Genomic DNA, 20,475 nt, shown 5'->3' on the forward strand with positions numbered 1-20,475 from the left:
GGGTGCCGCGGGAAGGCCGCACGGCTCTCGGCCGGGCGGTGGCCGCCGCCGGGACGCCGGGCTCCCCGGCAGGACAGCACCGTCCCGCGCCGGGGCGGCACGGCACCAGAGAAGATCCGGCAGCAACGCGCGCCGCGGGCTCGGCGCGTTCGTCCCTGCCCGGGGCGGGCGGGCGCCCGGCACGCTGTCGGCGTCGGCCCCGACCTGCGGCCGGCCCCACCACCTGCGGGAGGTTCACCATGACGCAACCCGACCCCACGACCGGCGCGGGCGCCGGCGAGGCCCGTCCGGCCACCGACGAGGTCTACCTCGTGGTGCGCAACGACGAGGAGCAGTACTCGATCTGGCGGGCGGACCGCGAGGTGCCCGCCGGCTGGCACCCGGAGGGCAGGCGGGGCAGCCGGCAGGAGTGCCTGGACCACATCGGCGAGATCTGGACGGACATGCGCCCGCTCAGCCTGCGCCGCCGGCTGGCCGGGGCAGATGCCTGAGCCACGGGCGGGCCGGCTCCTGGACCCGTCGGCGCACGCCCCGCCGCCGACGCCGTCCGGGCTGCTGTGTCCGGCCGTGCTTGACCTGTCCGGGCTGCGGCACCGGAGGCGGACGCCGGGCCCGCGGGTCCTGCGGGGGCCGCTGGAGCTGTACCTGGCCCATGTCGGAGCCCAGGACGAGCGTGCGCTGCGGGACGCGCGGGAACTGCTGGACGCGGAGGAACGGGCCCGGGCCCGCGCGTTCCGGCACGACCGTGACCGGGCCGCGTACGTCGTCGCGCACGCGGCACTGCGCGACGTGCTGAGCGTGCTGCTCGGCGTGCGCGCCGAGGCGCTGCCGCTGGCGCGGGAGCCGTGCGCCGGCTGCGGCGGGCCGCACGGACGGCCGGTCCTGCGCACGCCGGGTGTGCACTTCTCCCTGTCGCACAGCGGGGACCTGGTGCTGGTGGCACTCGCCCCCGCACCGGTCGGCGTCGACGTGGAGGGTCTGGCGACGAACCGGGCGGTGCTCGGTGCCCAGTCGGCCCTGCACCCGGCGGAGGCGGACGAGCTGGCGCTGCTGCCCGCGCACGGGCGTCCGGCCGCGTTCACCCGGGCCTGGGTGCGCAAGGAGGCCTACCTGAAGGGCCTGGGCACGGGTCTGGTGCGCGATCCGGCGCTGGACTACGTCGGCACCGGGCCGCTGCCGACCTCCCCGGCAGCGGGGTGGAGCGTGCGGGACGTCCTGGTCCCGGCGGGGTACGCGGCGGCGGTGGCCCTGCGGACGCCCTGAGGGCGTACGGGCGAACGAGGCGGGGACCGGTCCGGTGGACCGGTCCCCGCCGTCGTGCCGCGGCGCCCTCGCGCGGTCCGGTGCCCCGGGAGGCGCCGGGACGTGACGCCTTCACCAATGACTCACCACCGCACAGGAGTTGACACGCTACGATCACCGGCGTGACCGCTCCGGAACCGACCATCGTCGCCACCTCCGGAGGTCATCGCGTCGGCGCACGCACCCGGGTCCTCTTCGACGCCCTGGTCCACCACGCGGTCGATCTCTCCGGTGTGCACGGCAGACGCCCCCGCGTCCTCTACCTGGGCACGGCGGTGGGCGACGCCGAGCACGTCACGGCGCGGGTGGGCGAGGCCGCCCGGGTGGCGGGCTTCGACCTCACCCCGCTCCACCTCTTCCCGATGCCGAACGTGGAGGACGTCGAGGGCACGGTGCTCGGCCACGACGTGGTCTGGGTGATGGGCGGCTCGGTGGCCAACCTGCTCGCCGTGTGGCGGGCGCACCGGCTGGACGAGATCCTGCGGCGCGCCTGGCGCGCCGGCGTGGTGCTCGCCGGGGTGAGCGCGGGTTCCCTCTGCTGGTACGAGGGCGGCACCACGGACTCCTTCGGTCCCGAACTCCGCCCGGTCACCAACGGGCTGGGGCTGCTGCCGTACGGCAACGGGGTGCACTACGACAGCGACGGGGGCCGGCGCCCGCTGACCCACCGGCTGGTCGCCGAGGGCGTCTTCGGGGCGGCGCACTGCACCGACGACGGCGTGGGGCTGGTCTACCGCGGCACCGAGCTGGTCGAGGCGGTGGCGGAGCAGCGGGGCAAGGGCGCCTACGTGGTGTTCCGGGACGGCGACCGGGCCGTGGAGGAGCGGATCGAGCCGCGGCTGCTGCCCGCGCCCCCCGGCTGACGGGCGCCGCGAGGCGCGGCCGGCCGGCCGCGGGAGCGGGAGGCGTCCGCGGCCGGCCGCACGGCCGCGGATCACACCAGGCCGTGGCGCACGGCGTGGGCGACGGCGTGGGCCCTGTTGCGGGCCTGCAGCCGGGCCATGATCTCGTAGATGACGTTCTTGACGGTGTGTTCGGAACAGCACAGCAGCAGGGCGATCTCCGCGTTGCCGTGGCCCTCGGCCATGAGGCGCAGCACCGAGGCCTGACGTGTGGTCAGGGCGGGCCGGACGGCGCCGTCCGCCGGGTCCTCGGGCCGCGGCCGGCCGGCCAGCAGGTGGGAGAGCTCCGGGTAGGGAATGCTCGGGTGCGGGTGGGCCGCGCGGCGCACCGCCGCCACCAGGTTCTCCCCGGTGAGGTCGGCGGCCCGCAGGACGACCGCCCCGGCCCGCAGGGCGAGCCGCAGGTCCGTCCGGCCGACGGTGTCGCACACGAGGACCAGGGGACCGGTGTCCCGCCGGCCGCGCAGGGCCCGGGCGGCGTCGGTGGTGGCGACGACGGTGACGGCCCCGGGCCCGCCGTGCTCCGGCGCGCAGGCCAGCCCGGCGCGGCGGGCCACGCAGCGGACGCGGTCCGCGCCGGGCGAGGGCACGATGCGCAGGACGACGGGCGCGGGCGCGGGACCGGCACCGGGCACCGGGGGCGCGGCGGTCAGGGTCGCGGTCACAGCAGGCCCGCCCGGAGCGCGTAGGCGACCGCGTGGGCGCGGTTGCGCAGCCGGAACCGCTGGGTGATGTCGTGGACCACGGTGGTCACGGTGCGCGGCGAGTAGGCGAGCCGCCTGGCGATCTCGGCCGTCTCGTGGCCGTCGGCGAGCAGCCGCAGCACCGAGCGTTCCCGGTCCGACAGCATGCCGTCGGTCCAGCCCCCGGCGGCGTGCCGGACGTCGGCCGGGCGGTCCAGGAGCTGTTCGAGCAGGTGGGGCGGCAGGGTGCAGTCGTCGCGGGAGGCGGCCAGCACCGCGTGGGCGAGGCGGGCCGCGTCGGCGTCCCGGCGCGGCAGCAGGCCGCGGGCACCGGCGGCCAGGGCGTGCAGGACGTCGCCGGAGGCGAGGGAACCCGCCACCAGGACGACGGCGGGGCTGTGCCGCAGGGCGCGGGTGGCGCGCACCATGTCGAGTTCGGCCGGTCCGGGGCGGTCCACGGTGAGGACGGCGACCCGCGCGTCCACGGGCTCACACACGGTCAGGTCCGGGCAGGCCAGCAGGGTGGTGCGCGTGCCGGCCTCCAGTACCGGGTCGAGGGCGACCACGCCGACGGTTACGGGTGCTCCCATCTGCTACTCCTAGGAAGTTCGTCCGCCCGGTCGTGCGCGCTCCGGGTCGGTTCTGCGGTGGGGACTGCGCACCACCGTGCCGTGGGCGGGGTGCCCCGGCATCGGTAACCGGTCCCCACCTTTCCGGCCGCCGGGGCCGCCCCCGTCGGCGTCCGCTCCCCGGCGACCGCCCCGCCGCCCGTCGCACGGCGGCCGGCGGCGGGCCGGCGCGGCGGCGGTGAACTGCGAGTGGGGTCCGGGGGCCGGTGCGGGGGAGGGCGGGAGCGGGCCATGGGGGTCCGTGTCCCCGAAGAGCGGGGCGCGGAGGGGTCCGGCGCACACGCCGCGGGCGGGCACAAGGGCCGAACGCGCAGAACGGCGTGTCCCCGTGGCGCCTCGTCACCCATGTGCGCCGAGCCGGTGACCTCACCGCCGACCTGCGGCTTTCGCTGATCGGGGTGCGGTTCGGCGTGCTCGGTGCGGCGGGGCGGCGCAGAATATGGGGGACGCTTACCCATGTGGGTGGCCGCGGGGGTCTGCGACCTTCGTTCTCGTGACTGAGACCGCCAGCCTCCCGACTTCCCGGAACACCGGCCTCCCGCCCTCGTGGTGGGCCCCGGCGCTGTCCCTCGCGGAACGGCTCGCCGCCCCCGGCCTGCCCGGGACGACCGCCGAGGCCGAAGCCGGCACCGGCCCCGCCCCGTGGGCCGTCGGGGACGCCGAAGGCTTCGCCCTGCGGCTGGCCCATCTCGGTGTGGACCGGGCCACGGCCGAGGCGCTGGCCGCCGAGCCCGCCGGGCGGCTGGCCGCCCGGGCCGCCAAGCCCGACTGGGCGCGGTACGCCGAGGCCGTCCTGGCCGGCGCCCCCGGGGAGCCGGCGGAGCCGGTCACCCGAGGGGGCGAGGGGCCCGACGTCTTCGCCCCGGTCGTACGCCCGCTCGTCGCCGCCGCCACCGCGCGGCTGGCCGGGCTGCTGCCCGCGGACGCCGAGGCGGCCGTGTGGCGGGAGGCGTTCGCGCGGCGGCTGACGCACCAGCTGGTCCGTCAGGCGGCGCGGACCCTGGTCCACGAACTCGACACGGCGCGGCGCGGCGGACGGCTGGCCGGTGCCGGCCCGCGTGAGCGGTTCGACGCCTTCGTCGCCGCCACGGGCACCCGGCAGGGCCTCGGCGCGCTGTTCGCCTCCCGCCCCGTACTGGCCCGGATGCTCGCGCGGACCGCGCTCGACGCGACCGCGGCCACCGCCGAGCTGGCGGCCCGTTTCGCGGCCGACCGGGAGGACCTGACCGCCGGGCTCCTCGGCCGGCGCGACCCGGGACCGCTCACCGGGGTGGATCTCGGCCGCGGGGACGCCCACGAGGGCAACCGGTCCGTCGCGGTCCTGCACTTCGCCGGCGAGCGGCTGGTCTACAAGCCGCGGCCGCTCGGCCAGCACGCCCTCCTGGACGACCTGGTGGGCTGGCTCAACGCCAAGGTGCCCGGGCTGGACCTGCGCACCCCGCGCAGTCTGCGCCGCGAGGCGTACGGCTGGCTGGAGTTCGTCGAACACCGCTGGTGCCGGTCGGTGACCGAGACCGACGCCTTCTACCGGCGCCAGGGCGCGCTGCTGGCCCTGCTGTACGCGGTGGACGGCGCCGACATGCACTACGAGAACGTCATCGCCTGCGGCGACCAGCCGGTCCTGGTGGACGCCGAGACGCTGCTGCACACCGGGCTCGCGCAGTCCATGACGGCGGGCGCCGACCCGGCGGCGGACGCGCTGCAGGCCTCCGTGCACCGCACCTGTCTGCTGCCGCACCTGCTGATCGGTGAGCACGGGGCCCTGGACATCTCCGCGCTCGGCCGGTCCACCGACGGCACCTACCCGAGCGAGGGCCTGCACTGGCGGGACAGCGGCCTGGACACCATGCGGGCCGTGCGCGGACCGCTGCTCAGCCCCGCGGCGCACAACCAGCCGCTGCCCGCCGGCCGTCTCCTGGAGGGCGCCGACCACCGGGCCGCGCTGCTGGAGGGCTTCCGGGCCGCGTACGCGGCACTCGCCGCCGACGGGCACGAACTGCTCGGCGAGGACGGCCCGTTGATGTCCGGCGCGGACCGTCCCGCCCGGCTCGTCGCCCGCTCCACCCGCCTGTACGCGACACTCCTCGAGGAGTCCGCCCACCCGTCGCTGCTCCGCGACGCGCTCGCCCGCGAGGGGGTCTTCGCGGTGCTGTGGACGGAGTCCGAGCACGACGAGGCGCGCCGCCGGCTGGCCGAGCACGAGACGGCGGCACTGTGGCGCGGTGACGTCCCGCTGTTCACGCACCGGCCGTCGGGAACCGCGGTGCGGGCCGACGACGGCACGTGGCTGCCCGGCCTGCTGCCGGTGGCGGGCGTGACCGCGGTGCGGGAGAAGATCGCCCGGATGGACGAGGTCGACTGCCACGACCAGGAGTGGATCATCGCGGCCACGATCGCGGCACGGGGTGCGGGGTCCCCGCTGGACCGGCCCCGGTCCGAACTGGCGGTGGAGCCGGTGCCGGCGGTCGCGCCCGACGCATCCCGGCTGCTCGCCGCCGCGTGCGGGATCGCCGACGAGATCGCCGCCCGCGCGGTGCGGGACGGTGGCCGGACCAACTGGCTCGGCCTGGAGCGGGTGTCCGGCCCGCACTGGGCGGTGCTGCCGATGGGCGCCGGTCTCGCGCAGGGCTACTGCGGAGTGGCGCTGTTCCTGGCGCACACGGACGCGCTGACCGGGGCGGGCCGGTACGCCGCCCTCGCCCGGGAGGCGATCCGCCCGCTGCCCGCCCTGCTGAAGGCCCTGGCGGACGACCCGGAACTGAGCGCGGCGGCCGGACCGGGCGCGTACGACGGCCTCGGCGGCATCGTGTACGCGGTGCTGCGGCTGTCGGCGCTGCTCGGCCCGGAACCGGCGGACTGCCTGCCCGACGCGCTCACCGCCCTCGCGCACGCCGCCTCCGCCTCACCGGATCCGGGGTTCGCCGGCGGCACGGCCGGAGCGCTGACCGCCGCCGTCGCCGTGCACGAGGCGACCGGCGATCCGGCGGCGCTGCGGCTGGCGTCCGCCCTGGCGGACCGGCTGCTCGACGCGGTGTCCGGCGGCGAGGGGGCCCCGCCGTCGGGGACCGCCGCCGCCGCGACCGGCCCGTCCGCCGGTTTCGCCGACGGTGCCGCGGGCATCGCCTGGGCCCTGCTCCGGTACGCGGCCCGCCGTCCCCGGGAGGCCGGCCCGCACACGGCCGCCGCCCGGATGCTGCTGCACACCGCGCTGCGGGACACCGGAGCGGCCCCCGCGGACGCGTCCTGGTCCCGCGGATCCGCCGGGGCGGCGGCCGTCGCCGCCCACCTGCCTCCCGGCCCGCCCGTCGCCGCCCGGCCGGCGGACACCGACGTGCGCCCCGACCTCAGCCTCGGGCAGGGCACACTCGGCGCGCTGGAGGCCCTGGCGGTACGGGCCGGACGGGGTGACCCGGCCGCCGCCGGAACGCTCGCCCGGCACGCCGGCCGGGCCCTCGCCCTCGTCGAGGCGCAGAGCCACCGCTGCGCCACCCCCGACCACGTTCCCTCACCCGGACTGCTCGACGGGCTGTCCGGCATCGGGTACGGGCTGCTGCGCCTCGCCCACCCCGGCACCGTCCCGTCCGTCCTGCTCCTGTCCCACCCCGACCACTGACCGGCACGGCACCGCAGAACCACGGCACTTCCACCTCCAGCCCCGTACCCGCGTACGGACTCCAGAAGGGGACCAACGATGGACCAGCACCTGAACACCACCGCCGCCGACTCCGTCGCGAACGCCGCCGAGGAGCAGGACGCTGCGGGCGGGATCACGCTCACCGGCCGCAACCGGGCCTGCGCCCGCGCCCGCGTCCTGGCCGGGATGGTGCTGACCAGCGGCATCGTCATCACGCTCACCACGCTGGACACCTCGGTCTCCGCGCCGAGCTGACCCCCGTTCGGTCGTCACTTCGCGTGATGGCGCGGGCCCGCCGGGCGGGCCCGCGCCGCGGTGCGTCCGGCGGGCCGGCCCGCTCCCGCCCCGGCACGGAACCGCTCCGCGTACGGGCCGGGCGGGTTCACGGTGCGTGACCGCACCGATGCGGTCTGCCCCAGATCCCGACATCCTGATTATCATCTGCGTTCATGCGTTCCCATGCGCCTTCCCTCGTCGGGCGGGACCCCCAACTCAGCCTGATCGAAAATGCCTTGGCCGAGGCGCGACAGGGACGCGGCGGTGTCGTCTTCCTGGTCGGTGAGGCCGGCGTGGGCAAGTCACGGCTCGCGGCGGAGGCGGTGGGCGGCGCGCTGGGCTCCGGGATGCGGGTACTGCGCGGCCGCAGCAGCACCACCGGGCCCGCGGTGCCGTTCCGTCCGCTGACCGAGGCGCTGATGCCGCTGTTCCGCGGTGGCCAGCCCCTGGACGACGCGGCCCTCGGCCCGTACCGGCCGGTCCTCGGGCGCCTGATACCCGAGTGGGACACCGGGGAGCGCGAGAGCAGCTCCATGGTGATCCTGGGCGAGGCGGTGCTGCGCCTGCTGTTGGCCGCCGGGCGCGGGCAGGGACAGTTGCTGCTCCTCGAGGACCTGCACGACGCGGACCCCGAGACCCTGGGCGTCCTCGAGTACCTGGTGGACAACCTGGAGTACACCCCGGTCCTGCTGCTGGCCACCGTACGGACCGATTTCAGCGACGCGCTGGACCTGGCGCAGTCCGCCCGCCGCAGGGGAGCCGCCACCCTCGCCGAACTCCCGCCGCTGACCAGGCCGCAGGTGGAGGAGATGACGGCGGCGCACCTGGGCGTGGACCGCCCGGACGAGGTGCCGCCGGAAGTCCCCGACCGCCTGTGGGAGGACAGCGCGGGCAGTCCCTACCTGGTCGAGGAACTGCTCCAGTCCATGATCGGGGCGGGCACGCTGGTGCAGGGCGCCGACGGCTGGCGCACGGTCGGCGATCTGCGCCGCGACGTCTCCTCCACGCTGGCCCGGGGCATCCTGCGCCGCATCGACCGGCTGGGCGCGCAGGGTCTGACGCTGCTGTCCGCCGCCGCCGTCCTGGGCCGGCGCTTCCCGCTCACCGTGCTCCAGCACATGACCGGCGTCGACGACCGGACCCTGCTGAGCCATCTGCACGCGGGCGTCGCCGCCCGGCTGGTCATCCCCGACGAGCCCGCCCCCGACTGGTACTCCTTCCGCCACTCTCCCACCGTCGAGGCGCTGTTCACGCAGATGACGCCGGGGCAGCGCGCGGAGCTGGCACGGCGCGGCGCGCGGGCCGTCGAGGAACTGCACCCGGGCCTGGAGGGCGACTGGTGCGCGCTGGCGGCCGGGCTGCGCTGCGAGGCCGGGGACCGGGTGGAGGCCGGGCTGCTCTACGCGGACGCCGGCGGGCGGGCCCTGGCGGCGGGCGCCCTGGGGTCGGCGGTGACACTGCTCAGCCGGGCCGAGGGGCTGCTGGCCGACGCCGGTGATCCGCAGGCCCGGGCCTCGGTGCTCGAGGACCTGCTGCCGGCGCTCGCGGAGGCAGGTGACTTCGCCCGCGCCTTCGACCTGGCCGAGGACCTGCACGCGCTGGGCGGGGCCGGGCTGAACGCCGTACGGCTGGCCACGCTGCACACCCGGCTGGCCAAGGTGGCCCACACGGCGGGCCGATGGAGCGACGGCAACCGGCAGGTCGTCCGGGCCCGCGAGGTGCTGGCGGCGGCCCCGGACGAGGCGACGGCCGCGGCCGTCGACGTCACGGCCGCCTACCTCGCCCTGGACACCCCGGGCCCGGACCGCACCCAGCACGCGGAGAAGCTGGCCCGCTCGGCGGCCGACACCGCCGAGCGGCACGGCCTGCCGGTCGTCGCCTGCCAGGCGCGGGAACTGCTGGCCACCGTCGCCCGCGAACGGGACCCCGAGGAGTCCGCGGACATGCTCCGGCAGGCCCTCCAGACGGCGGAACGGCACCGGCTGCCCCTGCAGCGCATGTACGCGGCCACCCGCATGAGCGGCAACGCCTGGCTCGCCGAGGGCGACACCTCCGGCCTGCTGGCGGCCCGGGAGGAGGCGCTGCGGCTCGGCTCCGTGAACGTCGTGCACACGGTGGACGGCATCCTCGTCCTGGACGCGGTGCTGCGCGGTGAGCACGCGACCGCGCAGTCGGCCGCCGCGGACTGCCTGGCGGTGGTGCGGAGGCTGCGCCTGGCGCCCGTCGTGCGGTACGTCCTGATGGCGCGGGCCGCCCTGGAGGCGCACCGCGCGGACCGCGCGGCCATGGAGGAGACGCTGGCGGCGTTCACCGAGTGGGACGGCGCGGGTTCGCAGGAGGAGCCGCTGAGCATCGGCCTGGCCCGAGCCTTCTGCGCGCTGCTGGAGGAGGACCGCGACCTGGCGCGCGCCGAACTGCGGGCGGTGCAGGCGCTGGAGGCGGACAATCCCTCGACCTACCACCTCGGCGGCACCCACGGCCTGGTCCTGCTGCTGGACGTGCTCGCCGGCGACGCGGACCGGCCCCGGCACGACGAGATCACCGCCACCGCGACGGCCCGGATGCGGTGGAACCGCCAGTTCGTGCTGTTCGCCGACGCCGTGCTGCTGGGCCGGGAGGGCTCGGGGCCGGGCGCGTCGGCGGCGGTGGAGACGGCGCTGGCGGCGGCGGAACCGTATCCGCTCGCCCGGCACCTGGGGCTGCGGCTGATCGCGGAGGCGGCGCACCAGGACGGCTGGGGCGACCCGGTGGGCTGGCTGCGGCAGGCCGAGCACTACTTCCACGAGCGGGACGTCGCCGCGGTCACCGGCGCCTGCCGGGCGGCGCTGCGCCGCCTCGGCGCCCCGGTGCACCAGCACCGCACCGGCACCCGCTCGATCCCGCGGGAACTGCGCGCCCAGGGCGTGACCGTACGGGAGTTCGACGTGTTCCGGCTGCTCGCGGAGCGGCTCAGCAACAAGGACATCGCCGACCGGCTGTTCATCTCGCCCCGCACGGCGGAGAAGCACATCGCGAGCCTCATCACCAAGACGGGGGCGGCCAACCGCGCGGACCTGTGCGCGCGGTCGGCCGCCCTCCGGGAGTAGCGCCGGGCGGCGAGGGGCCGTCTACCGCATCTCGCGCACCGCCCTGGACGCCAGCACCGCCAGTCCGGTCGCGGCGAGCACCGCGGCCACCACCCCGAACAGCGCGGAGACGTCCTTGCCGGCCAGCGCCCCGCACACGATCAGCGACAGCGGGGCGACGGCGTAACCGAGGACCATGTCGACGGAGACGACACGGCCGAGCACGTCCTGCGGGATGTTCCGCTGGATCCAGCTCAGCCCGAACACGCCCTGGAATCCGATGGCGAAGCCCATGGCGAGGACGGTCGCCACGACGACCGGGGTGCTGTGCACCAGCCCGAGGACCGCCATCCCCGCGCCGAGCCAGCCGGCCAGGGCGGCCACCAGCAGCCCGACCCTGGGCCGCCCGCCGAGGGCGCCGCCGGCGAGCGTGCCGAGGACGGCTCCCGCGGCGAGGGAGCCGTTGAGCACGCCGAGCGTGGCCGAGCCGCCGCGCAGCACCTGGTCGGCGAGGGTGGCGAAGCCGACCGTGAAGGGCCCGGCGTAACAGAAGTTGACGGCGGTGTCGAGGACGACCACGGTCCGCAGCCGCGGATCGCGGGTGGTGTAGGTGATGCCCTCGCGGATGCGGGCGGCGAGGGACGCCTGCTTCTCCGGCACGCCGTCCGTAGTGGTGCGGGGAGCCCTGGGGCGGGTGCGGACGCGAGCCACGCACAGGCCGCACAGGGCGAAGCAGACGGCGTCGACGAGGAAGGCGACCGGAGCCTGGGTCAGCGCGATGACCAGGCCGCCGACGGCCGGTCCGATGACGGCGGCGGTCCGCGCGCCCGCCCCCATCAGCGCGTTGGCCGGGGTGAGCAGTTCGTCGTCGACCACCGAGGGCAGGATGGAGACGCGTGCCGGCTGGAAGAAGGCGTCGACGGTGCCGAAGGCGGCGGCCGCGGCGCACAGCATCCACACCGTCAGGTTCCCGGTCAGCCCGGCCAGTCCGACGGCCGCCATCAGGACGGCCCGGGTCCAGCTGGAGGCGACCATCAGGGTGCGCGGGGACATCGAGTCGCCGAGGCTGCCGCCGACCAGGGTGAACAGGGCGCGGGGCACGGCCTGGAAGGCCAGCACGTAGCCGAGGGTGAGGGTGGAGCCGGTCAGTCCGAGGGTGATCCAGGAGAACGCGACGACGCTGAAGCCGTCGCCCAGCAGGGACAGCGCCTGCCCCGTCCACAGGAGCCGGAAGGACCGGTGCCGGACGGGGGCCCACAGGCGTGGGCCGGCGCCGGCCAGGGTGGTGGCCATGAGAAGCCTTTCGTCGGACCGGGGGGCCGGTCAGTAGTGGACGGGCAGGGCGGTGAGCCCGCGGTTGAGCAGGGAGGGCTGCCAGGCGGGGCGGCCGGGGTCGGTGAGCGTCAGGCCGGGGTGGTCGCACACCAGCGTGCGGACGGCGGCCACGGCGACCAGGCGGGCCAGGGCCGCGCCGATGCAGAAATGCGCGCCGAAGCCGAACCCGAGGTGGGTGGCGCCGGAGCGGCGGACGTCGAACCGGCCGGGGTCGGGGAAGCGGGCCGGGTCGCGGTTGGCGGCGGCGGTGACGAGGAAGATCCGGTCCCCGGCGCGCAGGGTGCGGCCGTCGAGGTCGAGGTCGCGGGCGGCGGTGCGGATGGACATCTTGGACGGGCCGTCCAGGCGCAGGGTCTCCTCCACCGCCCCCTGGGCCAGTTCGGGTTCGGCCCGGACGGCGGCCAGCTGGCCGGGACGGGTGTGCAGGGCCAGGACGGTGTTGGCGATGAGGTTGCTGGTGGTCTCCCCGCCCGCGAACGCCATCTGGGTGAGCATCCCGGTGAACTCCTCCTCGGTGACCGAGTCGCCGACCCGGCCCTCCCGCAGCACCTGGCTGATCAGGTCGTCGCCGGGTTCGGCGCGGCGCCGGGCGACGAGGGCGCCGAGGTAGTCGTCGAGGCTCACCAGCGCCTGCAGGGAGGCCCGGTACTCGCTCTCCTCCTGCGCGGTGCCGAGGACGAGGTCGGCGACGCGGGTGTTCCAGTACCAGAAGGAGGGCCCGTCGGTGGGCGGGATGCCGAGCCAGCGGGCGAACACCAGGGCGGGCAGCGGTCGGGCGACGTCGGCCAGGAGGTCGCCGGTGCGGCCGGGCGTCGCCCGGCGGGCGAGGACGGCCCGGGTCGCCTTCTCGGTGAAGGCGCGGTACCGGGCCACGGCGCGGGCGGCGAACGCCTCCTGGAAGACCTGGCGGAGCCTGCGGTGCTCGGGCGGGTCGTTGAAGACCATCCAGCGCGAGAGGATCCCGAAGGCCCGCTCGGCGTCCTCGCGGGCACCCTGCGGGACGGCGTCCATCAGGGGCCGCACCCGGTCGGCGGAGACCGCGGGGTCGCGCAGGCAGCGCATCACCTGGTCGTAGCCGGTGACGAGCCAGGCGTGGTGCAGGGGGCTCCAGTGGACGGGCGCGTGGTCGCGCAGGGCGTCGAGGTGGCCGTAGGGGTCGGCGATCATGTCGGGGGAGAGCAGGTAGCGCTCGGTGAAGACGGGGGTGTGGGTGGTCATCGGGTCTCTCCCGTCCCGGTGCGTCCGGTGGCGGCGTCGGATCCGGCGGCCCGTGCGGTGCCGGTGTTCCCGATGCCGGTGAGCAGGCCGGCGATGCCGCGCACCCGGGGCTCGGCCATCATCGACATGTGGTCGCCGTCGCTGACGTGCAGCGTCAGCCCGCCGCCGGCCACCTCGCGCCAGCGGGCGACGTAGGTGTCGTAGTCGACGTCCAGGCCGGGCATGGTGCGGCCGCGCGGCAGTCCCGCGGCCTCGCTGCCCACCACCAGGTGCACATGACCGGGGTACGGGCGGACCTCGTACGCGGCGAGGGCGGCGAGCAGCGAGTGCCACACCTCGATCGGGGCGCCTTCGACGAGGGCGGCCTCCGACGGGCTCATGCCGGCCCCGAGCAGGGTGGCGGTGAGTTCGGCGCCGGCCCGGTCGCGCTGCGGGGAGGGCGGCAGGTCGCGCAGCCGGTCGCGCTGGCGCAGGGCCTCGCGCAGGTCCCGGGTGACGCCCAGGAGCCGGGCGCGGGCGGCGGGGTTGGGCAGGTAGGGCTCGATGAGGACCAGCGGGGCGACGGCGTGTCCGGCCCGGTGGAGCTGGGTGGCCATCTCCAGGGCGATGTTCGCGCCCATGGACCAGCCGAGCAGGGCGTGCGGGCCGGTGCCACCGCGTTCGGTGATCTCGGCGACGTAGTTGGCGGCGATGCCGGTCACGGTGCTCGGGTCGGTGCCGCCGAGCAGGCCGCGCGCCTGGAAGGCGTGCACGGGACGGCCGGGCGGCAGGGCGCGGGCGAGCGGGACGAACCAGGCGGCGCTGCCGCCGGTGGGATGCACGCACCACAGGGGTTCCCCGGTGCCTTCGCGCAGCCGTACCTCGGAGGTGACGGCGGCGGGCAGGCCCTCGCCCGCCGCCCGGACGGCGTGCCGGGCGAGCCGGGCGAGGGTGGGGTGCTCGATCAGGTCGCCGACGGAGACCGGCAGGCCGCGCGCGGCGGCCATGAGGGAGACCCGGACCGTGGACAGGGAACTGCCGCCGATGCGGAAGAAGTCGTCGTGGACGCCGATCCGGGACAGGCCGAGCACCTCGCGCCAGATCTCGGCGAGGATCTTCTCAGCGGCACCGGACGGGGCGACGTACGCGGTGTCCGTGCGGTCGGCCTCGGCCGGCGGCAGGGGCAGCGCCCGCTTGTCCGTCTTGCCGCTGCGGTTGACCGGCATCTCGTCGAGGACGACGAACCGTGCGGGCACCATGTACCCGGGCAGGGAGGCCCGCAGGGCGCCGCGCAGTTCCTCCGGGGCGGGCCGGTGCGCTCCGGAGACGACGAGGTAGGCGACGAGGGCCGGTTCGCCCGGCAGGTCGGTGCGGTGCAGGACCACCGCCTGCCGGATGTCCGGGAGCTGCCTGAGGGCGTGTTCGATCTCCCCCAGCTCGATGCGGAAGCCGCGGAGCTTGACCTGGGAGTCGCGGCGGCCCAGCCACTCCACGGAGCCGTCCGGCCGGTGCGTGCCGAGGTCGCCGGTGCGGCACAGGCGGTCGCCGGGGTCACCGTACGGGTCGGGGACGTAGGTGGCGGCGGTGAGGGCGGGCCGGCCCAGGTAGCCGCGGCCGACGGCGTCGCCGCCGAGGTATATCTCGCCCGGGACGCCGGCCGGCACCGGCTGGAGGTCGTCGTCCAGGACGTGGACCCGGGTGTTGCGTATCGGGGTGCCGACGGGCGGACGGCCCCCTCCGGGGCTCAGCTCGGCGGCGAGGGACCACACGGAGGTCTCGGTGAGGCCGTAGACGTTCTGGAAGCGGCGGCCGCGCGACCACAGGTCGGCGAGTTCGGCCGGGCAGGCCTCGCCGGCCACCTGCAGCACCCTGAGGCCCGGGAAGGCGTCCTCGCCGAGGACGGCGAGGGCGCTGGGCGGCAGCATGGCGGCGGTGACCCGGTTCTCGCGCAGGGTGCGCGCGAGGTCGGGTCCGGGACGCAGGTCGTCCCTGGGGGCGGTGACCAGGCAGCCGCCGTTGGAGAGGGACCAGGTCAGTTCCAGGATCGAGGCGTCGAATCCGAACGAGGCGAACTGCAGGACGCGGTCCTCGGGGGTGGGGTCCACCAGGTCGCGCTGGCCCTCGAGCATGTTGGACAGGCCGCGGTGCGGGATGGCCACCCCCTTGGGGACGCCGGTGGAGCCCGAGGTGTAGATGATGTAGGCGAGGGTGTCGGCGTCGGCCTCCGGGCCGCCCGGCACGGGCTCCTGGTGCTCCGCCGGGGCGTCGAGGTGGACGACCGGCCCGTCGAACGGCACCGTGCCGGCCAGCGGCCGCTGGGTCAGCAGCACGCGCATGCCGCTGTCCTGCGCCATGAACGCGAGCCGCTCGGCGGGGTGCTGCGGATCCAGGGGCAGGAACGCGCCGCCGGAGCGCAGCACACCGATGGCGGCGCGCACCAGGTCCGGGCCGCGTTCGGCGCAGATGCCCACCACCGTCTCGGGCCCCACGCCGAGCCGTCGCAGCCGGCGCGCCAACTGCTCGGCTTGCTCGTTCAGTTCGGCGTACGTGAGCCGCTGCCCGAGGTGCTCGACGGCGGTGGCGTCCGGGGTGCGGGCGGCGTGGCCGGCGATGTGCTCGTGCAGGAGCAGCGGGGAGGACGGGACGACGGGACCGCGGGCCCATTCGTCGAGGGCGGTGGCGCGGGCGGCCCCGGTGAGGGCGGGCCGGGTGACGCGGCCCCCGGGGCCGGCGGTCATGGCCTCCAGCTGGGCGCAGTACACGTCGGCCAGTTGCTCGGCGGTGGCGGGGGCGACGTACTCCGGGTCGGCGTCGAGGGTGAAGGCGTTGACGCTGGCGTTGACCAGCAGCGGGAACATGGTGCGGGCGATCTCCAGGGAGTCGTCCCAGGAGTCGTGGGAGAGGCGGTGGAAGTTGACGTAGTTGAAGACGGCGTCGGTCAGCCGCGGTTCGGTGGGCCGCAGTTCGGCGATGCGGACCAGGGGGACCCTGCGGTGCGGCAGCATGTCCTGCTCGGCCCGGAAGACGTCCCGCAGGTAGGCGAGCCAGGTGCCGCGCGGGCGGGCCACGCCGAACGGGACGGTGTTGAGGAACAGGCCGCGCATCCGGTCGGCGCCGGGCAGTTCGGGCCGGCCGTTGGTGACCAGGCCGACGCTGTGGCCGAGCGCGTCGTCGTCGCGGCCGGCGAACAGGCTCATGGTGTGGTGGAAGGCGGCGACCAGCACGGTGCGGCGCGGCACGCCCGCTTCCCTGGCGAGCCGGCCGATGCGCTCGGCGAGGTGGGCGTAGGAGCGGCGGACCTCATGGACCGGCGGTTGGTCCTCCGCGGCGCCGTCGGTGCGGCGGCGCAGGGTGACCGGCCGCAGCTCGGCGAGCCGGTCGCGCCAGTACGCCAGTGACTCCTCGCTCCGCGAGGCGGCGCGCTCCAGGGCGACGTACTCGGCGAACGGCGGCGCGTTCGGCGGCTGCGGTGCGGTGCGGTGGGCGACGGCCTCCCGGTGCAGTGCGAGCAGGTCGGCGACGAGGGAGGTCAGGCTCCAGCCGTCCAGGACGACGTGGCAGTCGGTGAGGACGAGCCGCAGGTCGTGGTCGGTGACGTGGTGCAGGTGGATGCGGACCAGAGGGGCGGCGGCCAGGTCGAAGCGGCGGTCGAACTCCTCGTCGACGAAGCGGCGCAGTCGCGCCCGCTGCTCCTCGCGCGGCAGTCCGCGCAGGTCGGTGTAGCCGACGGGGAGGCGGGCGGTGCGGTGGACGAGCTGGAGGGGTTCGCGGTAGGAGACCAGGTCGACGGAGGTGCGCAGGATGGGGTGGCCGGCGACCACCGCGTCGACGGCGGCCTGGAAGGCGCCGAGGTCGAAGCCCTCGGGGACGCTGATCTTCAGATCGGTGACGTTGTGGTACGCGCCCCGCCGGGGGTCGGCGAGCATCTCGTGCAGCATGCCCGCCTGGAGCATGGTGAGCGGATAGGCGTCCGCGAGGTGGTCCGGCAGCCGGCCGGCGTCGGCGGGGTCCAGCTGGGAGAACGGGGCGACCGGCTCCGGGGCGCCGGCCGCCTCGGTGACGAGCGCGGCCAGGTCGGCCAGGGTGCGGGCGCGGAAGACGTCGGCGACGGTGAAGGCGAGCCCGGCGAGGCGGCCCAGGCCGACCAGCCGCAGGGCGAGGATGGAGTCGCCGCCGAGGTCGAAGAAGTTGTCGGTGCGGCCGACGTGTTCGGTGCCGAGGACCTGGCTCCACACCCCGGCCAGGGTCTGCTCGACCGGCCCTTCGGCGGGCACGTGGGCGCGGTCTCCGGCGGCTTGTGCGCGCACGGCGGTCAGCGCGGCGCGGTCCACCTTGCCGTTGGCGGTCAGCGGCAGCCGCTCGTGGCGGACGAACAGCGCCGGGACCATGTAGTCGGGCAGGCGCAGCCGCAGTCCCTCGCGCAGGGCGGGCGGGTCGAGCGGGCGGGCCTCGGGCGTGACGACGTGCGCGACCAGCCGGGCCGTGCCGCCGTCGTCGGCGCGGGCCACCACGGCGACGTCCCGGACGCCGGGCAGGGCGCGCAGCGCGGTCTCGATCTCACCCGGCTCGATCCGGTACCCGCGGATCTTCACCTGGTGGTCGGCGCGGCCCACGTAGGCCAGCCGGCCGTCGGGCAGCACGCGCACCAGGTCGCCGGTGCGGTACATGCGGGCGCCGGGGACACCGAAGGGGTTCTCCACGAAGCGTTCGGCGGTCAGCTCGGGCCGGTTGCGGTAGCCGCGGGCGACGCCGCCGCCGGAGACGTACAGCTCGCCGACGGTGCCGGGCGGGACGAGCCGGCCCCAGGGGTCGAGGACGTATCCGTGCTGTCCGGCCAGCGGCCGTCCGATCGGCGAGCGGACCGCGCCGCGGACGTCGTCCTCCGTCACGGTGTGGATCGTGACGTGCACGCAGGTCTCGGTGATGCCGTACATGTTCACCAGGGCGGGACGGTGCCCGGGGGCGGCGAACCAGTCGCGGTAGTCGCGCACGTCGAAGGCGTCGCCGCCGAAGATCACCGTGCGCAGGGCCAGGTCGTCGAAGCCGGCTCCGGCGTTCTCGAGGTGGGTGCGCAGGCCCTTGAAGGCGCCGGGGGTCTGGTTGAGGACGGTGACGCGCTCCTCGCGCAGCACGCGGTGCACGGCCGCCGGGTCGCGCACCTCGTCCGCGTCCAGCACGACGACGCGTCCGCCGCCGGTGAGCGGCGCCCACAGTTCCCACACGGAGAAGTCGAAGGCGGGCGAGTGCATCAGCGTCCACACGTCGGCGGGGCCGAAGTCGAAGTGCCGGTCGGCGGCGGCCAGCAGCCAGGCCAGGTTGGCGTGGGTGACCTCCACGCCCTTGGGGCGGCCGGTGGAGCCGGAGGTGTAGATGACGTAGGCGAGGTCGTCCGGGGCCGGCCGGATGTCCCCGCCGTCGTCCGGGGCGTGCTCCTGGTCGGAGTCGTCGAGCAGCAGGAGCCGGGCGGGCAGGGAGTCCACGGCGGTGCGGGTGTCGGTGTCGGTGACGATCCAGTCGATCCCCGCGTCGGTGACGGTGAACTCGCGCCGGGCCCGCGGATGGGAGGGGTCGAGCGGGAGGTAGGCGGCACCGGCCCGCCAGATGCCGAGGAGGGCGGCCGCCAGGTCGGGGGTGCGGCCGAGGCAGACGCCGACGAGCGAGCCGCGGCTGACCCCGGCGGCGCGCAGCCGCCGCGCGAGGGCCGAGGCGCGGGCGTCGAGCAGGGCGTAGGTCAGGGAGCGGCCGGATCCGCTGACGGCGACGGCGTGCGGGGTGCGGGCCGCGTGCCCGGCGAACCTCTCGGGCGCGGTCCGCGGCTCGGGGGCGACGGCGGCGCCGGTGCGCGCGGGGCCGTCGGCGCCGAGGAGGTGGGCGCGTTCGGCGGGGGTGAGCGGGTCGATGCCGCTGAGCGGGGTGTCGGGGGTGGCGCAGAAGGCCTCGAGCAGGGTGACGGTGTGCCGGGCGAGGGCGGCGACCGTGGCCTCCTCGAAGAGGTCGGGCCGGTAGACGAAGGCCAGCTCGGTGCGGTCCTCGCCGTCGCGCAGGTCCAGGGTGAGGTCGAACTTGGCGGTGGTCAGGCCGATCGGGTACGGCGTCCCGGCCGCCCCGTCGAGGGCGAAGCCGGGCGCGGCGGCGCCGGACTGCGTGTAGAGCACCTGCACCAGCGGGTTGCGGGCCAGGTCGCGGTCGGGGCTGAGCGCGTCGACGACCCGCTCGAAAGGCAGGGACTGGTGCTGGAAGGCCTCCAGGACCCGGTCCCGGGTACGGGCGAGCAGCGTGGCCGGGGTCGGGTCGTCGGAGAGGTCGCCGCGCAGCACGAGCGTGTTGACGAAGAAGCCGACGAGCTGCTCGGTCTCGGCGCGTTCCCGGTTGGCCACGACGGTGCCGACGGCGACGTCGTGCTGTCCGGTGTGGAAGGCGAGCGCGGCCTGGAACGCGGCTAGCACGGTCATGTAGGGGGTGGTGCCGGCGCGGTGGCCCAGCGCGGCGAGCGCGCCGGTGAGGGCGGGCGGCAGGGTGACGCGGTGGACGGCCCCCCGGCCGGAGGGGGTCTCCGGACGGGGGTGGTCGGCCGGCAGCTCCAGCGGGGTGAGGCCGGCCAGGCGGGCGCGCCAGTGCTCGAGCGCCGCGGACTGGTCGCTCTCGCGCTGCCAGAGCGCGTAGTCGGTGTAGTCCAGCGGGAGTTCGGGCAGCTCCGGAGCACGTCCGCGCGTCGCGGCGCGGTACAGCTCGGCCAGGTCGCGGACGAGGAGGTCGAGGGACCATCCGTCGGAGACGATGTGGTGCATCCCCAGGACGAGGACGTGGTCCTCGGCGGCGGAGCGTACGAGGGTGGCGCGGAAGGCGGGTTCGCGGGCGAGGTCGAAGGGGCGCAGGGCGGCCGCGTGCACGGCGGCCGCCAGCCGGCGTTCGCGCTCCCCGGCGTCCTCGCCGGTCACCTCGGTCACCTCCAGGACCGTGCCGCCCGCGGGCAGGACCCGCTGGTGGGGCACGCCCTCGTGCTCGGGGAAGACCACGCGCAGCTGCTCGTGCCGGTCGGCCAGGCCGGCGACGGCCGCGGTGAGGGCCGGCACGTCCAGCGGGCCGGTCAGACGCCAGGCGGCGGGGAGCAGATAGGTCGGCGCGCCGGGGTCGATCCGGTCCAGGAAGTACAGGCGCTGCTGGGCCGCGGACAGCGGGATCCGCTCCGGGCGCGGACGGACCCGGGCCGGGCCGGTGTCCCGGGCGGCGGCCCGGCCGCTCAGCCGCTGTTCCAGCAGCCGCCGGGCGGCGGGGGAGAGGGCGCCGCCGGTGGTGACGGGGCCGGGACGCACGTCGGGTGTGGTCATGGGGGCGCTCCGATCTCGGTTCTGGTGAAGGAGGAAGTCGGTGGGGCCGCGGTCGCCGGGCGGTGGTCCGCCGTCCCCGCGGCCGCGCCGGCCGCCGGGACGACGGGCGCGGACCGCCGCCGGG

The 20,475-nt window shown here is 76.3% G+C and carries 11 protein-coding genes; 6 read left to right on the top strand and 5 right to left on the bottom strand.

All coding sequences use genetic code 11. From position 1 onward, the window contains the following. Positions 1-239 precede the first annotated feature (239 nt). From F1615_RS29065 to F1615_RS29075, 3 genes are all read left to right on the top strand, one after another. Complete coding sequence (locus F1615_RS29065; RefSeq protein WP_149552030.1) at positions 240-491, top strand: MbtH family protein; 252 nt, start codon at positions 240-242, stop codon at positions 489-491. Beyond that, positions 484-1,263, top strand: coding sequence for a 4'-phosphopantetheinyl transferase family protein (locus tag F1615_RS29070; RefSeq protein ID WP_149552031.1), 780 nt, complete (start codon positions 484-486; stop codon positions 1,261-1,263). The genes F1615_RS29065 and F1615_RS29070 overlap by 8 nt, the downstream gene beginning before the upstream one ends. Before the next feature lie 161 nt (positions 1,264-1,424). Next, positions 1,425-2,165 carry a peptidase E gene (locus F1615_RS29075; RefSeq protein WP_149552032.1) on the top strand — a complete coding sequence of 247 codons (741 nt, stop codon included), beginning with the start codon at positions 1,425-1,427 and terminating at the stop codon, positions 2,163-2,165. A 71-nt stretch (positions 2,166-2,236) separates the two neighbouring features. On the opposite strand, the gene F1615_RS36535 is transcribed toward F1615_RS29075, so the two are convergent. Together F1615_RS36535 and F1615_RS29085 are read right to left on the bottom strand one after the other, a co-directional pair. Then, positions 2,237-2,869 carry a helix-turn-helix transcriptional regulator gene (locus tag F1615_RS36535; RefSeq protein WP_244328889.1) on the bottom strand — a complete coding sequence of 211 codons (633 nt, stop codon included), beginning with the start codon at positions 2,867-2,869 and terminating at the stop codon, positions 2,237-2,239. Further along, entirely contained in the window at positions 2,866-3,477 is a 612-nt protein-coding gene (locus F1615_RS29085) for a response regulator transcription factor (RefSeq protein WP_149552033.1), read from the bottom strand. Before F1615_RS29085 ends, F1615_RS36535 begins: the two co-directional genes overlap by 4 nt. 532 nt (positions 3,478-4,009) lie before the next feature. On the opposite strand from F1615_RS29085, the gene F1615_RS29090 reads away from it, so the two are divergent. The 3 genes from F1615_RS29090 (at position 4,010) to F1615_RS29100 (ending at position 10,512) form a co-directional block, all read left to right on the top strand. Next, on the top strand, positions 4,010-7,129 hold the full coding sequence (locus F1615_RS29090; RefSeq protein ID WP_280118911.1) for a type 2 lanthipeptide synthetase LanM family protein: 3,120 nt from the start codon (positions 4,010-4,012) through the stop codon (positions 7,127-7,129). 78 nt (positions 7,130-7,207) lie between these two features. Beyond that, complete coding sequence (locus F1615_RS29095) at positions 7,208-7,405, top strand: hypothetical protein (RefSeq protein ID WP_149552035.1); 198 nt, start codon at positions 7,208-7,210, stop codon at positions 7,403-7,405. A gap of 194 nt (positions 7,406-7,599) precedes the next feature. Continuing rightward, positions 7,600-10,512 carry a helix-turn-helix transcriptional regulator gene (locus F1615_RS29100; protein WP_149552036.1) on the top strand — a complete coding sequence of 971 codons (2,913 nt, stop codon included), beginning with the start codon at positions 7,600-7,602 and terminating at the stop codon, positions 10,510-10,512. A 21-nt stretch (positions 10,513-10,533) separates the two neighbouring features. Here F1615_RS29100 and F1615_RS29105 read toward each other — a convergent pair whose 3' ends face one another. Genes F1615_RS29105 through F1615_RS29115 form a run of 3 tightly spaced genes read right to left on the bottom strand, consistent with a single transcriptional unit; the run spans position 10,534 to position 20,351 of the window. After that, entirely contained in the window at positions 10,534-11,784 is a 1,251-nt protein-coding gene (locus F1615_RS29105; RefSeq protein WP_149552037.1) for an MFS transporter, read from the bottom strand. A 30-nt stretch (positions 11,785-11,814) separates the two neighbouring features. Further along, positions 11,815-13,044: a cytochrome P450 gene (locus tag F1615_RS29110; protein WP_149552038.1), complete on the bottom strand. Its 1,230-nt coding sequence runs from the start codon at positions 13,042-13,044 to the stop codon at positions 11,815-11,817. Next, positions 13,041-20,351, bottom strand: coding sequence for an amino acid adenylation domain-containing protein (locus tag F1615_RS29115; protein WP_149552039.1), 7,311 nt, complete (start codon positions 20,349-20,351; stop codon positions 13,041-13,043). The genes F1615_RS29110 and F1615_RS29115 overlap by 4 nt, the downstream gene beginning before the upstream one ends. Between the last annotated feature and the right edge of the window lie 124 nt (positions 20,352-20,475).

The sequence above is a fragment of the Streptomyces marokkonensis genome, assembly GCF_008312835.1.
Classification (GTDB): Bacteria; Actinomycetota; Actinomycetes; order Streptomycetales; family Streptomycetaceae; genus Streptomyces; species Streptomyces marokkonensis_A.

Coding starts and splice junctions, on each gene's coding strand:
- F1615_RS29115 (WP_149552039.1), bottom strand. CDS start 20,351: ATGACCACACCCGACGTGCGTCCCGGCCCCGTCACCACCGGCGGCGCC.
- F1615_RS29100 (WP_149552036.1), top strand. CDS start 7,600: ATGCGTTCCCATGCGCCTTCCCTCGTCGGGCGGGACCCCCAACTCAGC.
- F1615_RS29065 (WP_149552030.1), top strand. CDS start 240: ATGACGCAACCCGACCCCACGACCGGCGCGGGCGCCGGCGAGGCCCGT.
- F1615_RS29105 (WP_149552037.1), bottom strand. CDS start 11,784: ATGGCCACCACCCTGGCCGGCGCCGGCCCACGCCTGTGGGCCCCCGTC.
- F1615_RS29110 (WP_149552038.1), bottom strand. CDS start 13,044: ATGACCACCCACACCCCCGTCTTCACCGAGCGCTACCTGCTCTCCCCC.
- F1615_RS29085 (WP_149552033.1), bottom strand. CDS start 3,477: ATGGGAGCACCCGTAACCGTCGGCGTGGTCGCCCTCGACCCGGTACTG.
- F1615_RS29070 (WP_149552031.1), top strand. CDS start 484: ATGCCTGAGCCACGGGCGGGCCGGCTCCTGGACCCGTCGGCGCACGCC.
- F1615_RS29095 (WP_149552035.1), top strand. CDS start 7,208: ATGGACCAGCACCTGAACACCACCGCCGCCGACTCCGTCGCGAACGCC.